Genomic DNA, 15,536 nt, shown 5'->3' with positions numbered 1-15,536 from the left:
TTATTCGTTCTGTTAAAGATCAGTGCAGTCGCTGCGTTTCGTTTCCGTCGCTGCGTTGTCTGCTGAGGAGGCGAACTATACGTCACGCCCCCAGACCCGTCAACACCTATTTTGAAAAAAGACTGACATTTCGCAAACAGCGCCGGCAAGCTTTTGATTTGTAAAGGAACCGTCATACTGAGCCGGAACAACTTCTCTCCGGCGCTCCGGCAAACCCATGCAGAGGCAACGCTACTGGATGCGAAAAAGCCCCGATTCACGGGGCTTTTTCTGAAGCGGGGGCCTGTATTCTGGCGTGCGGCGATGCCAAACCGGCTCAAACGCCTTGCTCAGCTGCGGTAATCCGCATTGATCTTTACATAGTCATAGGAGAAGTCGCAGGTCCACACCGTGGCTTCCGCCGCGCCTCGACCCAAGTCGACTCTGACGGTAATTTCCGGCTGGGCCATCACCCGCTGACCATCTTCTTCTCTATATAGAGTGTTGCGCCCGCCGTTTGTCGCCACCAGCACCTCGTCCAGATACAGCTCCAGGCGATCGACATCCAGGTCCTGCACGCCGGCATAGCCGATCGCGCACAGCAGACGTCCCAGATTGGGATCGGAGGCGAAGAAAGCGGTTTTCACCAGTGGGGAGCGTGCGATGGCATAGGCGACATCCTTGCATTCTTCAAACGAGCGGCCACCTTCGACCTTGACGGTGATGAATTTGGTGGCGCCTTCGCCATCACGGACGATGGCCTGCGCCAAACGGGTGGCGACCTTGATCAGTTCCGCCTTCAACAAGGCATAGCCGGCATGCTGCGTCGAGTCGATCAGCGGCCCGCCGCTCTGGCCGGTGGACATCAAAATAAAGCTGTCGTTGGTGGAGGTGTCGCCATCCACCGAAATGCAGTTAAAGGAGACATCGGCCACTTCCTTGACCAATTGGCGTAGCACCGGACGGGTCACGGCGGCGTCGGTGGCGATGAAGCCCAGCATGGTGGCCATATTAGGATGAATCATGCCGGCGCCCTTGGAGATGCCGGTGATGCTGACAGGGTAACCATCCAATGTCAGGCGAGCGCTGACCGCCTTGGGCGCGGTATCGGTGGTCATGATCGCGCGGGCGGCATCGGCCCAACCGGTGTCTTGCCGACGCGGCAGCGCGGCGGCGATCTTGTCCACTGGCAGCGGCTCCAGGATCACGCCGGTGGAGAACGGCAGGATTTGTTCTACCTGGCAGCCCAATTCATCCGCCAGTGTCCGGCAAACTTGCAGCGCGTCCTGGCGCCCTTGCTCGCCGGTGCCGGCATTGGCATTGCCGGTGTTGATCACCAGCGCGCGGATTTGCACGCCGGCATCGAGATGCTTCTTGCAGATTTGCACCGGGGCGGCGCAGAAGCGGTTTTGAGTGAATACGCCGGCGACGGTATTGCCTTTGTCCAGGCGGATGACCAGCACGTCGTTGCGCTCGGCTTTCTTGATGCCGGCGGCGGCGACGCTCAGCGTCAGGCCGGGAATGGGGAGAAGAGCATCATCACTCAGGACTTCCAGGTTTACTGCCATCTATCGCTCCAGATCAATCAATATTATTCGCATCGATTGTAGCGGATTTGATCCGCCGGACCGGAAACAAAAACGGCGCTTCCGTTCAGCCCTCGGCCGCCGCCGCGCTCAATAGTTCGAGCAGCGCCTCGCCGTAACGCGCGAGCTTGAGTTCGCCCAGGCCATAGACCTTGGCCAGGCCGGCACGGGAGGTCGGGTGCTTCTCCACCAGGTCGCGCAGGGTACGATCGGAGAACACCGCGTAGGCCGGCACATTGTGCTCGTCCGCCATCTGCCGGCGCCAGCCGCGCAGCGCCTGCCACAGCCGTTCTTCACGCTCGGTGCGCAGCCAGCGGTCGGCGCTGGCGGTGCTGCGCGCGGCCTTGTCGTCGGCCAGCGGCCGCAGGTAGATTTTTTCCTGGCCTTTGAGCACGGCGCGGCACTCATCGCTGAGCACCAGCGACTGGCCGCGGGCAATGTCGACATGCAGCAGCTTGCGCGCCACCAATTGGCGGATGATGGAGCGCCAGGCGCGCTGATTGTAATCGCGGCCGATGCCGAAAGTAGACAGCTTGTCGTGGCCGTAGTGGCCGACGCTTTGATTGGCGCGGCCCAGCAGCACGTCGATCACGTGGCCGGCGGAGAAACGCTGTTCCACACGGTAGATGCAGGACAACAGCTTTTGCACCGGCACGGTGGCGTCGAAGGTAATGGGCGGATGCAGACAGTTGTCGCAATGGCCGCAGCGGCCGCTCTGTTCGCCGAAATGCGCCAGGATATGCTGACGTCGGCAGGAGGCTGCCTCGCAGAAGGCCAGCATGGCGTCGAGCTTGCCCAGTTCCACCTGCTTTTGCAGCTCGGCCATTTCGCCGCCTTCTATCATTTGCCGCAGTTGCACCACGTCGTTGAGGCCGTAGCACAGCCAGCTGGCGGCGGGCAGGCCGTCGCGGCCGGCGCGGCCGGATTCCTGATAGAAATTCTCCGGGCTCTTGGGCATGTCGATGTGGGCGACGAAACGCACGTCCGGCTTGTCTATGCCCATGCCGAAGGCGACGGTGGCCACCATGACCACGCCTTCATCGCGCAGGAATTCGCGCTGGTTCGCATCGCGCTGTTGGTGGCTGAGACCGGCGTGGTAGGGCAAGGCGTGGATGCCGTTGTCGCACAGCCATTGCGCGGTGTCTTCGACGCGCTTGCGCGACAGACAGTAAACGATGCCGGCGCTGCCGGGATATTCGTTGCGGATGAAGTCGAGCAGCTGCTTCTTGGCGTTGTGCTTTTCCACCACCTGGTAGAACAGGTTCGGCCGGTCGAAGCTGGACAGGAAGACGCGCGCGTCTTGCAGCTTCAGGTAATGAAGAATGTCGGCGCGGGTCTGTTCGTCGGCGGTGGCGGTCAGCGCGATGCGCGGCACCAGCGGAAAACGCTCGGCCAGCAATCCCAGCTGCTGGTATTCCGGGCGGAAGTCATGACCCCAGTGGCTGACGCAATGGGCTTCGTCGATGGCGAACAGGCTGATGTTCAGCTGCGACATGAATTCGAGGAAACGCGGTGTCAGCAAGCGCTCCGGCGCCACGTAAAGCAGATCCAGCGTGCCGGCGCGCGCCTGGCGCGCGATATCGCGCGCCTCGTCCAATTGGGTGGCGGAATTAAGGCAGGCGGCGGCCACGCCCTGCTCCACCAGGGTGGCTACCTGGTCTTGCATCAGCGCGATCAGCGGCGACACCACGATGGCGACGCCGGGGCGCATCAGCGCCGGAATCTGAAAGCAAAGGCTTTTGCCGCCGCCGGTGGGCATCAGCACCAGTGCGTGGCCACCGTGGGCAACGTGGTCGACAATCTCCCCTTGCTGCCCGCGGAATTCGGGGTAGCCGAAGATTTGATTGAGTAGGGAGAGCGCGTCCTGCATAAGCCATCATCTTGCGTGAAGGGGCTTATTGTACGGCAAGTGGCCGGCAGCGTCCCGCCTGGGGTGAAATGGGCAAAAAAAGGGCCGCTGGAGTGCAGCGGCCATAAAGTTGGATGGAGACAATGTGAAACGAAGAGGAAAAATGCTCTCGCACTACCATGGACCTGTGGGACACTGGCGAAGTTCCTTTTTTTGTATTTATTTTTTGCGATATTTAGGCAAAAAATATTTATACGGCATTATGAATTTTTTGCTTGCCATCGGTGTCGAAGGCCCCCATGCCAACCTCCCGACGCCCACGCCGGCCGGTTCGGCGCATCAGGCTTGGAGCGCTCCGCCGGCTGTGCGACACTGACGGCGATTTCGTGGAGGCATCAATGCGTAAAATTTGGCCAGTACTGTTGGCAACGGCTCTAATCAGCGCCTGCGCCAGCGCGCCGAGCAAGGCGCCCAGCCCGGCGCCGGTCGGCAAGCCGACGACATCCGGGGCCAGCCCGGCAAACGCCGATTGGCAAAACCTGGGGGTCTCCCCCAACGGCAATATCCTGAACGAGCTGGACAAGCTGTCGGTTCGCAAGCAGGGACAGTTGGTCAGTTTTCGCGACCGCAAGACCATCTTCAATCTGAAGAAGGAAAACTTCTTGTCCACGCCGCGCCACAAGGTGTCGATCAATAGCTGGCAGATTGACTGTTCGCAACGCACCTTCCGCCTGCTGGACATGGTGCTGTTCGACGAGAACGGCCGCCAGATCGCCAGTTTCACCTATAATGACAACCAGATAAAACCTATGCCGGTAGTGCAAAATTCGGCCAGCTATCAACAGATGCTGCTGGTATGCAAGGGCGAACCCGGATTCTGAGAACGTGTTCACGATTTCGCGAGCCAAGACGAGACAAGACGCCCGCGGATCGTGAATCCGTTCCAAATCCGGCCCGCCCCGCGCGCGGCTTGATCCTTGCCGCGCGCGAACGCAAGCCCTCTGCCTAGCGGCCGCGCCGCCCAACCGGCCCATGCCTGGAGCACCCATGCAAGCGATCCGACGAGTGGTCTTCAATCAAAAAGGTGGGGTGGGCAAGTCCACCATTACCGTCAACCTGGCCGCCGTCGCCGCCAAGCAGGGCAAGCGGGTGCTGCTGGTCGATCTGGACCCTCAGGGCAACGCCAGCCATTACCTGCTGGGCGCCGCGGCCACCGGCGACGCGCCATCGCTGGCCGGGCTGTTCGAGCAGATGCTGAGCATTTCCATGTTCAGCAAGGAGCCGGCGGATTTCATCCGCGCCACGCCGCTGGCCGGCCTCAGCCTGCTGGCCTCGCATCCAGAGCTCTCCGAGCTGATGGGCAAGCTGGAAGCCCGCTACAAGATGTTCAAGCTCAAGGAGGCGCTGGACAGCGTGAGCGAGCAGTTCGACGAGATCTGGATCGACACTCCGCCGGCGCTGAATTTCTTCACCCGTTCGGCACTGATCGCCGCCGACCGCTGCCTGATCCCATTCGACTGCGATGCCTTTTCCCGCCAGGCGCTCTATAACCTGAAAATAAACGCCGAAGAAATCCGCGCCGATCACAACCCCGATCTGTTCATCGAGGGCATCGTGGTCAATCAGTTCCAGGCCCGCGCCAGCCTGCCGACACGGCTGGTGGAGGAACTGAAGCAGGAAGGCCTGCCGGTGTTGTCGTCCCCGCTGTCTTCCTCCGTGAAAATCCGGGAGTCACATGATGCGGCGCTTCCCATGGTATACCTGGATCCACGCCATAAACTGTCGCGCGAATTCGAAGCCCTGTATCAGGAGCTGGCGCACAATGGGCGCCGGACCTAGCCAAGCCGCTCCGCAGCCGGGCGCGGCCTGCGCGCGCCGGGGTGCCCCTCCTTGAACCGTCTCAGTTCGCTGATGGCCAGCGGCCTGCTCAGCATCTGCCTGTTATCGGCCGAGTACTGGCTGTTGCTCAACGATGAGCGCGCCGAGCTCATCGACCGCCAGCATTACTGGGGCGAACTGAGCGCCGAACTGTTGCGGGTGCGGCTGCAAGCGTTGCTGGACCACTCCGCCCTGCTGGCGCAAAGCCTGGCCAACAGCCCGCAGCCGCGGGCGCTGGCCGAGTTGGCGCGCGGCACGATACGTGACGACACCCCGTTCGGCGGCCTGGGCATCGTCGAATACGTGCGCCCGGAACAGCGCGAAGCCTTTGAAAATCGCATCGCCAACAGCATACGCGTATTGCAGGACCGTCACCTGACGCCCAGTCCGCGCCGCCCGCTGTATTACCCGGTATCCAGCTATCTGCCGGACGACAGCAATGCGCTGCCGCAGGGCCTGGACCTGGGCGGCATAGGCAATGCCCGCCGCAAGATGGACCTGGCGCGCCACAGCACCCAGCCGGTGCTGATGCCAACGGCCTTGCCCGGCAGCAACGGCAGCCGGCTGGACATCGTTGCGCGCCTGAACGACGACAATACCCTGTTGCTGCTGAACCTGCGCAAGGACAAGCTGATCCAGGACAGCCAGCGCGAACCCGGCACCTCCAGCCCGCTGCGCCATGTGCGCATCGTCGCCTGGGCCCAGGAGCAGCCGGACTCCCCGCTGCTGGACTCACAGCCCACTCAGCCGCTGCCGTCCGCGCCACCGCTGTATACCATCCGCCACAATCTAGGTGGCAACGAACTGCTGTTCGGCACTTACCCGCAGGACAATCTGGAACCGCGACTACGGCTGACCCACTGGGCGGTGCTAGCCACCACCGCCGGCTTTCTGCTGGCGCTGTTCTGGCTGCAACAACGCCAGGCGCTATCCCGGAAGCGGATGCAGGACCAGCTCAAGCGCAGCCAGCAGCAACTGGAACTGAACACGCGCACTTTGCGCGAACAAATCAACGACCGGGTGATGTCGGAGCAGGCGCTGGCGCAAAGCGAGGCGCGCCAGCGCGCGATCCTGCAGGCCAGTTCCGACGCCATCATCCTGATCGACCACCGCGGCCTGGTACTGCAGCTCAACCCGGCGGCGGCGCGCTTGATCGGCCAGTCGGCGGACATGATGCGCCAGTTGCCGATAGGCAAGCTGCTGGACGAGTTGCACGACCGCGATCCGGCGCGCAGCTTCGAACACATCGCCCAAGAACATGAAGGCCGTCCGTTCGAGGCCAATCTGCGCCGTAGCGACGAGCATCTGCTGCCAGTGGAGCTATCGCTGAGCCGAGTGACCTTGCCGGACGACTGGTTCTACGTGGTGGTCTGCCGCGACATCTCCATCCGCAAGGAACAGGAGGCCGCGCTGATCGAACTGAAAAACAGCCTGGCCGAACAAGTGGAGGTGCAAAGCCGCCAGCTGTCCGCGTTGCTGGACGCCAGCCCGATGGCGATGGCCTATATCGTGGACCGCCATCTGCTCCAGGTGAACCGCGCCTTCCTCGACCTGTTCGAGCACAGGGAAACCGAGATCCTGGGCCACAGCACGCTGCCGTTCTTTGAATCCCCGGAGCAATGGGAACGCACCGGCAAGGCCTTGTACAGCCTGCTCAACGACGGCAAGGTGGTGCAGACCGAGCAGCGGCTGCGCACCGGCACCGGTAAATTGTTCTGGTGCCGGCTATACGGCAAGGCCATCAATCCCTCGGTGCCCAAGCTCGGCACCATCTGGCTGTACCAGGACTTCACCGCCCAGCGCGCGCTGGAGGAAACCCTGCGCCACGCCAAGGTGCTGGCGGAGGAAACCAGCCGCGCCAAGACCGAATTCCTGGCCAATATGTCCCACGAGCTGCGCACGCCGCTGCACGCCATTCTCGGTTTCACCGAAATGGGGCAAGCCCGCTCGCGCGGGCAGCACGACGACAAGATGGAACAGTATTTCAGCCGCATCCAGAGCAGCGGCAACCGGCTGCTGACCCTGCTCAACGACCTGCTCGACCTGGCCAAGATGGAAGTGGGACGCATGGAATACACCATAGGCCACAACAATCTGTGCCAATGCCTGCGCGACATCTGCGACGAGATGACGCCGCTGGCCGCGCTCAACGATGTCCACATCTACCTGAATTGCACCCCAGACAAGCTGGGCTCCGACATCGACCCCTTCCGCATCGGCCAAGTGATGCGCAATCTGCTGTCCAACGCCATCAAGTTCAGCCCTCACGGCGGGGAGATCCACGTCAATGCCGCGCTGCGCCAGGACGCGGAGCGGGAAAACGTGATCGTCACCGTGGAAGACGCCGGCCCCGGCGTGCCGGAAACGGAATTGGAAACCATTTTCGACAAATTCATCCAGAGCAGCAGCACCAAGACCGGCGCCGGCGGCACCGGTCTGGGCCTGGCCATTTGCCGCGAGATCATCACCGCCCACCACGGCCGCATCTTCGCCAGCAATCTGCCAAGCCGCGGCGCGCTGTTCACCTTCATCATTCCGCGCGTCAGCCCGGCCGGCGCCACGGAGGGTAACAACCATGCCCCACAAACTACTGCTCGTTGACGACGAACCCTTCAACCTGGAGCTGATGGCCGAGCTGCTGCAAGACGCCGGCTATGAGGTCACATTGGCGGAGGACGGCGAAACCGCGCTGGACATCTTGCAGCGCGAAGGCGAAACCTTCTCCACCGTGCTGCTGGATAAAATGATGCCGGGCATCAGCGGCTTCGACGTGCTCAAGCGCATCAAGGGCGAGCCGCGGCTGGAGTTCCTGCCCGTCATCATGCAAACCGCGATGGGCGCGGCCTCCAGCGTGCAGGAGGGCCTGGCCGCCGGCGCCTTTTACTACCTGACCAAGCCATTCTCCCGCGATATGCTGCTGGCCATCGTAGAAGCCGCCATCGGCCACTGGGACCGCTACGCCCATTTCCGCGAATTGGCCAATCTGCATGTCGACGCCTTGCGCCATTTGAACCAGGCCAGCTTCTCCTTCCGCAGCCACAAGGAGGCCCAGACCGTCACCGCCCTGCTCGCCAAGACCTGCGCCCAGCCGGAGCGGGTGGCCACCGGGCTGTTCGAACTCTTGGTCAACGCCATCGAGCATGGCAATCTCGACATCAGCTTCGATGAAAAAAGCCATTTCATCGCAGAAGGACAATGGGAGGCCGAACTGACACGCCGCATGCAGGACCCGGAGCGCGGCCAGCGCCAGGTTCGTGTCGATTTCAGCCGCGAACCGGATCATATGCGCTTCACCATCAGCGACATGGGCGCGGGCTTCGACTGGGAACGTTATCAAAATGCCGAACCGGCCTCGCTGATGTCCAGCCACGGCCGCGGCATCCTGATCGCGCGCAAACTGTCTTTCGACGGCCTCTATTACCAGGGGTGCGGCAACATCGTTGAAGCCCGCGTCAACAGCCAGCGTTGAAACCGCATCAGGGCGGCTCCCCGCAAGTGCCGCGCGCGCGCCAATAGCGCCGCTGGCTGTCGCGCAGACAGCTCCACTCCACCCCGTCGCCAAACTCCAGCGTCAGCGCGCCATCCTGATCGGTGCGCAGCGCCGCGATGCCGGCCTCGCGCAAGCGGTTCAATACCGAAGGATGCGGATGACGGTAGCGGTTCAGGTAGCCGGCGCTGATCAAGACCACCTCCGGCTGCGCCGCGGCCAGCCAGGCCGCGCCGGTGGCGGTGCGGCTGCCATGGTGGCCGGCCGCCAGCACCGTGCTGCGCAAGCGCAGGCCCGGCTGCGCGGCCAGCGCGCGCTCCACTGTTTCCGGCGCATCGCCGCTCAACAGCAGCGCATGCCGCGGGCCGGCCACCCGCAAGATACAGCTGCGCGCATTCTCGTCATTCGCCGGCGCCGTATCCGGCGGGCCCAGCACATCGAAGCGCACGCCGTCCCATACCCAACTCTGACCGGGCCGGCATCCTTCGCCGCTCAGCCCCAGCTCCGGCAAGGACTCCGGCTGGCCGGCCAGCACCCTTCCCGGCGGCAAGGCCGCCGCCAGTTCCGCCGCCGCGCCATCATGGTCGCTATGGCGATGCGACAGCATCAGCAGGTCCAGGCGTCGCACCCCCAGCCCACGTAGCTGCGGCAGCAACACCCGGTCCACACCGCCCCAGCCGGTGTCGAACAACAGCGTGCGGCTCCGGGTCTGCACCAACACCGCCAGCCCCTGTCCCACGTCCAGCATGGTGGCGCGGAATGCGCCCGCCACCGGCGGGGACGGCTGGTAGACCAGCATCGGCAACAGCATCAGCGCCGCCAAGCTGCGGCCTGGCACCCCGCGCGGCGCGATCAGCCACAGCGAGCCCCACAGCGCCAGCAAGAACACCGGCAACGGCGACCCCGCCACCGCCAAGCCCGGCGCCTGCGCCAGCCACTCCACTCCCAAGTAGAAACCGCGCACCAGCCACGCCGCCAGGTGCAGCGGCCACTCCAGAGGCAGCAGCACCGCGCCCAGCGCCAGCGGTGTCAGCAGCAGCGATACATAGGGAATCCCCAGCGCATTGGCCAGCGGCGACACCAGCGGCACGCCGCCAAACCACCACACCAGCGGCGCCAGCGTGCATACTCCGGCCGCCCACTGGCCGGCCAGCGCCGCACGCCACTTGCCCGGCGCGCGGCGGCGGGCGATCGCGCTGGCCATCAGGGCAGCCACCAGGCCGAAGGACAGCCAGAGTCCCGGCGCCAGCACGCAGAAAGGATCCATCACCAAGACCACAGCTAGCGCCAGCCACCAGATGCGGAACGGCGACAGGCCACGCCGCAGGCATAGCGCGCCCAAGCCGACGCCCAACATGAACAAGGTGCGCTGGGTGGGCACTGAGAACCCGGCCAGCAGCGCATACGCGGCCGCCGCCATGAACGCGCCCCCGGCCACCGCCAACCTGGGCGGCAGCCGGCGCGGCGGCCAGCGCCGCAGCAGCCAGGACAGCGCCGCCGCGCTCAGACCGGCCAGCATGGTGATGTGCAGGCCGGAGATCGAGATCAAATGCGTCAGGCCGGTGGCGGAAAATAGCTGCCAATCCTCGCGCGCCACCCGCTGCTGCGCGCCCACCGTCAATGCCGCGATCAGCGCAGCCTCCCGGCTGTCGCCCAATATCCGCTCGATGCGCGCCACCAGCGCAGCGCGCGCGCGGTCCACCCAGGCCAGCGCGGCGACGCTGTCATCCAGGCGACGCTCGTCCTGGCCTAGCACGCCATTGGCCTGCACGCCTTCCGACCACTGCCATTGCTCGACATCGAAACCAAAGGCATTGACGGTGCCGCGGCTGCGCTTGAAGCGCGCCTCCACCCGCCAGCGGCTGCCGGAGGGCCACGTCCGCTGACGGTAATCGGTCAGCTGCACGGTTTGCGGCAGATTGACTCCATCCGTCAGCGTGCGCTCCACCTCCATCTGCAGTCGGGTGCCGTATTCGCCGGCGTAGGGCAAGCCGCGCACCGCGCCGATGAACGCCACCGGCCGCTGCTGCCAGGCTTCCGGCAATTGCTGGACCAGCCGCAGCTCCGCGCGCCAGGCAGCGTAAGCCAGCCCTAGCAGCAAAGCCGGAACCAGCGCGGCCCAAGGACGCAGCCGCCGCGGCAGGCAGGCCGCCAATGCCGCCGCGCCCACCGCCAGCCCAACGCAGCCGGCCGGGTCCGGCAAGTCCGGCAGCGCGGCGCACAAGGCGATGCCGCATAACAGAGCGATCAATACAGGCATGCCGGCCATCTTAGGCAGCGCGCCAAACCGCCGCAATCTATTAAACACATTCACTAAACACGGCCGCGCCAAACATGCAGAATGGTTTTCACGCCACCGCTTCGCGGCGGCCATAGCAGGAAAAATGGAAAAGTAGAACCAGTACTAATGCGTATTGCATTAAACGTCCGCTGAACTACAACCTAGGGCAAGCGCGGTGAAAACCGCGCCGCCACGGCCCGCTCCTTGCTGCCGCAGTCTCCGTGGCCGCGCGGCGCGCGGGCATGCCGCGGCCCCCTGCCTCTGACAATGACTTCATTCCGTTTTACTCGTCCGGCCAACATCCGGCGGACCAATCTCAAGGAGGAACTATGGACGCATACATGGGCACCATCACGGTCTACGGCTTCAACTACGCGCCGCAGGACTGGGCGCTTTGCCAGGGCCAGACTTATCAGATCTCGCAATACGAAGCACTGTACTCGCTGCTGGGCACGCTCTACGGCGGCACGCCCTCGCAAAACTTCAAGCTGCCCAATCTGACCGGTCGCATGCCCATCGGCACCGGTCCCGCCCAACCCACTTACAACTTGCCGGCCTACAACCCCGGCCAGTTCGGCGGCACCCAGAACGTGGCGCTTTCCGTGGCCAACCTGCCGGCGCACTCCCACACCGCTACCTCCATGGCGGTGACCTTCCACGCCGCCGGCACGCCGACGCCGGCCACGCCGGCCAGCGCGCCCAGCGCCAGCAACCCCTATCTGGGCGCATCCGGCGCCGGTACTGGCCTGGCCACCATCTGGTCCACCGCGCTGAACAACCCGGTGTCGGTGCAAGGCCTGTCCGCCACCGGCAATACTGACTTGACCGGCGGCAACACTCCGGTCAGCGTGCTCAACCCCTTCCTGGCGCTGAACTTCTGCATCGCCATCAACGGTCTGTACCCGGTTCGTCCATAATCAAAATACGCGGCTTAACGCCGTCTCCGGCCGCCGCCATCGCAGATGGACGGCGGCCGCACTCCATAAGGGGAATCCACATGCTCGCCACCGTTCAAGCCGAAGACTTCATGCACCTGCTTGGCAAACACTGCATTTTCCGCAATCCGGAACATCCCGACATCGCGCTGCAGGTGCAGGCGGTCAAACTGCGTCCGCAGGCGCAATCACCCCACCAGAGCGCGCGGCGCACCCCTTTCGTGGTGGAGCTGGCCAGCGATGGCGCCACCGACATGGCCGACGCGGTGGGACAACTGGAGCTGCCGGCCACCGAGCACAGCACGGCGATACGGCTGGATCTGGTGTGGATAGGCCGGGTGATTCCGGCAGGACGTGATCCGGCGCGGGCGTATTTCCAGCTGCCGTTCAATTGAGCCGGACTGCCGACAGCCCATGGGCGGCCGGCGGACGGATAAAAAGGAAAAGACTCCGGCCGGGCGGCGCGCCCGGCAAAAATATTACAAGCCCACCCGCGCCTCGCCCTGCGGCGAATGGCGCTCCGGTCGCCACACCAGCTTGTCGGCCATGTCGCCGGCTTCTTCCAGCACAAAACCCAGCTGGTGGTAAAGCCGCCGCGCCTGCACATTGCTGTGCCACACAACCACCGCCAGCGGCGCGCGCACTTGCCAGGCGGCCTGCTGCAGCCCCATCAACACTTCCTTGCCATAACCCAGGCCGCGCACCTCCGGCGCCATGGCCAGGAAGATGATGCGCACCTCGTTGTGGCCGAAGTCCACCATCACCACGCCGATATTGGCGCCGGTCTTCTCGATGACAAAGTGCATCGCGTCGGGGTAGTTGTCGCCGGCGCCGCGCTGCAGCACCTGATATTGCTGCTCCTGCACCGTGCGTATCAACTCGTCTTCGCCGTCTATCAATTGCAGGTCGGGACGCGCGCTGCGGTAGAGCTGGCCGATGAAGGCTTCGTCATTGTGGCGCGCCGGGCGCAGACGCAGCCCGTCGGCCAGCGCCGAGGTATTCAAGAATGCGGACATGGTGAACGGCTCCTTTCCAAAACCTGTTGCAAGGCGCGCCGGCGGCGCGCCCTTCTCGTTCTACGCGCAAGCGCGCGCATGGTCTTGCGAATCAGGCGAAACCCGGCCTTGAAACATGTTTACCATCTCGCGAGCCAGGGCGAGACAAGGCGTTGCGGCGGAGAAAGCGGAATGTACACGTGGTACATGAGCATTTCGAAGCGGGTTTCAACGCCCTTGTCTAACTATTCCGCCGACGCGCAGCAGATCGTACGCAGCTTCTTAGAGCCTGTTCAAAGTCTCGCGAGCAAGAGCGAGACAAGGCGAAAACAGCTGAGAAAGCAGAATGTACAAGCGGTACATGAGCATTTCGAAGCGGTTTTCAACGCCCTTGTCTAACTATTCCACCGAAGCGCAGCAGACTTTGAACAGGTTCTTACAACCCGCCCTCCCGGCGGAAAACCGCCAGCAGCTGACGCAACCCTCGCTCCAGCAAACTGTAGCGCTCCCCCTGCAAACGCGCCACGCCGGCCAATTCCCGCAACGGCGCGCCGCGGCGCTCGCATTGTTCCAGCCGCACGCGGAAAGTGGCGGCCAAGGGCACCAGGCCATGCTCGCGCTGCTCGGTGGGTATCGGCCCGCCATAGGTGGACGCCAGCAAGGGCTGGTCCAGCAAGGGCAGATTGAGCCGGTCGATCTGGCCCAGCCGGCACTCCACCCCGCGCCATTCTCCGCCGTCTGCGACAAAGCGGGCGACATGGCCCGGCTTGAGGCCGGACAGCGCGGCTTCGTCGACAAAAGCCTCGCCCTTGACGCCATTCGGCCCCACCACATCCAGCAGGCGCTCGCCTTCGGCCACCGCGGTGCCGGCGCGCAGCGCGTCGCTGACATCCACCGCGCGGCCGGCGAACGGCGCCGTCAACGTCAGGCGCGCCATCTGCTGGCGCAACGTGGCCACTTGTTCCTGCGCCACCTGCCATTGCTTGCGCAAGGCCGGGCCGCGCTGCTGCAGTTCCGGATCGAACGGCTGCTGCGCGGTCTGCCAGGCCAGGTCGCGCTCGCGGACGCTGGCCAGCGCCAATTGCGCCTCCAGCGACGAGGAATGCAGCCGCGCCAGCACCTGGCCGGCCTTGACGCTTTGGCCATCGCGCACCAGGGTTTCAGCCACCTCGCCGGCCGCCGGCGCGTACAGGCCTTGCGATTGCAAGGCGCCCAGCACCGCCGGGCTGGCCACTTCCCGCTGCCATGGCAGGATCAGCGCCAAGCTCAGGATCAGCAATGCCGCCGCGCTACGGCGGCTTTGCCGGCACCAGCGCAGATCGGCGCGGCGCTGCCACCACACCATCAGTTCACCGACGATGGGACGGGCGATGAACCAGCCCAGCTCCACCGCCAGCAACAGAATGCCCAGGGCCTTGAAGAACAGGTGGTAGACCAGGAAGGCGATGGAGAGAAACAGCACCAGCCGATACAGCCAGGTGGCCCAGGCGAACAGGATCAGCCCGCGCCGCCGCGCGTCCGGGAAATGTTCCGGCACCGGATCGTCCAGGCCCAGCAGCGTTTTGCGCAGCCGCCAGCGCGCCAGCGCGAAGGCGCGATTGTGCAGATTGGGCAGGCCCAGGTAGTCGGCCAGCAGGAAGTAACCGTCAAAACGCATGAAGGGACTGGCATTGACGGCCAGCGTGGCCAGCCAGGTGGTGGTGGCCAGCAGGAACACGCCGGCGCGCAAGGGGCCGTCCGGCAGAAAACTCCACAACAAGGTGGCCCAGGCCGCCAGCACCAGTTCCGCCAGCATGCCGGCGCCGCCTATCAGCAGGCGCTGGCGCCGATTGTTGAGCTTCCAGGCGTCGTTGGTATCGGTATAGAGCACCGGCATCATCACCAGGAAGGCCACGCCCATGGCCGGCACCCGGCAGCCGAAATGGCGCGCGGTCAGCGCGTGGCCCATCTCGTGCAGTATCTTGGCCAGGCTCAGCGACAAGCCGATGCCGATGGCGGCGCTGAGGCCGCCGTAGGCGGAGAAGGTATGGGTGAATTCGTCCCAGCGCCGCGACACCAGCGCCAGGGCCAGCAGCAGCACCCCGCCCATCGCCAGCCAGAAGCGCGGATGGAACAGCCAGCCGATCCACGGCAGCAGGCGGTTGAGCAAGGCTTCCGGCCGCAGCAGCGGCACCCGGAAGAACAGATAGTTCTTCAGCAGCCACATCGCATGGCTGGGTCGCCCTCCCTCGCGCAACTGCCACAGCCAAGCGCTCTGCTCGGCGCTGGCGGCTTGCAGCAGTTGATGACGGGACAGGAACAGCAGCACGGCGTCGATATCGTCCGCGTTCAGCTGCAGCGTGGTGTCGGCATTGACCGCCTGCAACACCGCCTCGGCGCTGCCCAGCTGCCAGCGCGACAGGATTTCGAAACTGGCCCAGCCCAGTTGGTAGAAGCGGTTGGCGCAGGGGTCGTGCAAGGTCCAGCTGGGCGCGCCGTCGGCTTGCACCGGGCCGGGATGCAGTGTCAGTTCCTGACGCAATGCGGGCAAGACTTTGGGTTTCATG

The 15,536-nt window shown here is 64.4% G+C and carries 11 protein-coding genes; 6 read left to right on the top strand and 5 right to left on the bottom strand.

Going from position 1 to position 15,536, the window contains the following annotated elements:
• Positions 1 to 329: 329 nt before the first annotated feature.
• On the bottom strand, positions 330 to 1,547 hold the full coding sequence (gene argJ / locus VI26_RS14135) for a bifunctional glutamate N-acetyltransferase/amino-acid acetyltransferase ArgJ (protein ID WP_048410403.1): 1,218 nt from the start codon (positions 1,545 to 1,547) through the stop codon (positions 330 to 332).
• 85 nt (positions 1,548 to 1,632) lie between these two features.
• Complete coding sequence (recQ, locus tag VI26_RS14130) at positions 1,633 to 3,435, bottom strand: DNA helicase RecQ (RefSeq protein ID WP_048410402.1); 1,803 nt, start codon at positions 3,433 to 3,435, stop codon at positions 1,633 to 1,635.
• 377 nt (positions 3,436 to 3,812) lie between these two features.
• Between recQ and VI26_RS14125 the strand changes: the two genes are divergently transcribed.
• The 4 genes from VI26_RS14125 (at position 3,813) to VI26_RS14110 (ending at position 8,761) form a co-directional block, all read left to right on the top strand.
• Entirely contained in the window at positions 3,813 to 4,295 is a 483-nt protein-coding gene (locus VI26_RS14125; protein WP_048410401.1) for a surface-adhesin E family protein, read from the top strand.
• 175 nt (positions 4,296 to 4,470) lie between these two features.
• Positions 4,471 to 5,253: a ParA family protein gene (locus VI26_RS14120; protein ID WP_048410406.1), complete on the top strand. Its 783-nt coding sequence runs from the start codon at positions 4,471 to 4,473 to the stop codon at positions 5,251 to 5,253.
• A gap of 51 nt (positions 5,254 to 5,304) precedes the next feature.
• Positions 5,305 to 7,893, top strand: a complete 2,589-nt coding sequence (locus VI26_RS14115; RefSeq protein ID WP_048410400.1) for an ATP-binding protein — start codon at positions 5,305 to 5,307, stop codon at positions 7,891 to 7,893.
• On the top strand, positions 7,868 to 8,761 hold the full coding sequence (locus VI26_RS14110; RefSeq protein ID WP_048410399.1) for a response regulator: 894 nt from the start codon (positions 7,868 to 7,870) through the stop codon (positions 8,759 to 8,761). The genes VI26_RS14115 and VI26_RS14110 overlap by 26 nt, the downstream gene beginning before the upstream one ends.
• 7 nt (positions 8,762 to 8,768) lie before the next feature.
• On the opposite strand, the gene VI26_RS14105 is transcribed toward VI26_RS14110, so the two are convergent.
• A complete protein-coding gene (locus VI26_RS14105; RefSeq protein WP_048410405.1) occupies positions 8,769 to 11,039 on the bottom strand; it encodes a DNA internalization-related competence protein ComEC/Rec2 in 2,271 nt (756 codons plus the stop codon).
• Positions 11,040 to 11,389: 350 nt separating this feature from the next.
• Here VI26_RS14105 and VI26_RS14100 point away from each other — a divergent pair, with 350 nt between their 5' ends.
• The gene (locus VI26_RS14100) at positions 11,390 to 11,977 is read left to right on the top strand and encodes a phage tail protein (RefSeq protein WP_048410398.1); all 588 of its coding nucleotides are present in this window, start codon (positions 11,390 to 11,392) and stop codon (positions 11,975 to 11,977) included.
• Positions 11,978 to 12,057: 80 nt separating this feature from the next.
• Positions 12,058 to 12,390, top strand: coding sequence for a hypothetical protein (locus tag VI26_RS14095; RefSeq protein WP_048410397.1), 333 nt, complete (start codon positions 12,058 to 12,060; stop codon positions 12,388 to 12,390).
• Positions 12,391 to 12,474: 84 nt separating this feature from the next.
• Here VI26_RS14095 and VI26_RS14090 read toward each other — a convergent pair whose 3' ends face one another.
• Together VI26_RS14090 and VI26_RS14080 are read right to left on the bottom strand one after the other, a co-directional pair.
• The gene (locus tag VI26_RS14090; protein ID WP_048410396.1) at positions 12,475 to 13,011 is read right to left on the bottom strand and encodes a GNAT family N-acetyltransferase; all 537 of its coding nucleotides are present in this window, start codon (positions 13,009 to 13,011) and stop codon (positions 12,475 to 12,477) included.
• A 415-nt stretch (positions 13,012 to 13,426) separates the two neighbouring features.
• Complete coding sequence (locus VI26_RS14080; RefSeq protein ID WP_231581027.1) at positions 13,427 to 15,535, bottom strand: HlyD family efflux transporter periplasmic adaptor subunit; 2,109 nt, start codon at positions 15,533 to 15,535, stop codon at positions 13,427 to 13,429.
• Position 15,536 lies beyond the last annotated feature (1 nt).

The sequence above is a fragment of the Chromobacterium sp. LK1 genome (assembly GCF_001043555.1).
GTDB classification, from domain to species: domain Bacteria; phylum Pseudomonadota; class Gammaproteobacteria; order Burkholderiales; family Chromobacteriaceae; genus Chromobacterium; species Chromobacterium aquaticum.
Note: the sequence above shows the minus strand (reverse complement) of the source record. Positions and strands in the feature narration are given on the sequence as shown.

What these genes read in the sequence shown, in the direction of transcription:
- VI26_RS14080 (WP_231581027.1), bottom strand. Translation starts at nt 15,535, where the DNA reads ATGAAACCCAAAGTCTTGCCCGCATTGCGTCAGGAACTGACACTGCAT.
- VI26_RS14125 (WP_048410401.1), top strand. Translation starts at nt 3,813, where the DNA reads ATGCGTAAAATTTGGCCAGTACTGTTGGCAACGGCTCTAATCAGCGCC.
- VI26_RS14110 (WP_048410399.1), top strand. Translation starts at nt 7,868, where the DNA reads ATGCCCCACAAACTACTGCTCGTTGACGACGAACCCTTCAACCTGGAG.
- argJ (WP_048410403.1), bottom strand. Translation starts at nt 1,547, where the DNA reads ATGGCAGTAAACCTGGAAGTCCTGAGTGATGATGCTCTTCTCCCCATT.
- VI26_RS14100 (WP_048410398.1), top strand. Translation starts at nt 11,390, where the DNA reads ATGGACGCATACATGGGCACCATCACGGTCTACGGCTTCAACTACGCG.
- VI26_RS14090 (WP_048410396.1), bottom strand. Translation starts at nt 13,011, where the DNA reads ATGTCCGCATTCTTGAATACCTCGGCGCTGGCCGACGGGCTGCGTCTG.
- VI26_RS14105 (WP_048410405.1), bottom strand. Translation starts at nt 11,039, where the DNA reads ATGCCTGTATTGATCGCTCTGTTATGCGGCATCGCCTTGTGCGCCGCG.
- VI26_RS14095 (WP_048410397.1), top strand. Translation starts at nt 12,058, where the DNA reads ATGCTCGCCACCGTTCAAGCCGAAGACTTCATGCACCTGCTTGGCAAA.
- recQ (WP_048410402.1), bottom strand. Translation starts at nt 3,435, where the DNA reads ATGCAGGACGCGCTCTCCCTACTCAATCAAATCTTCGGCTACCCCGAA.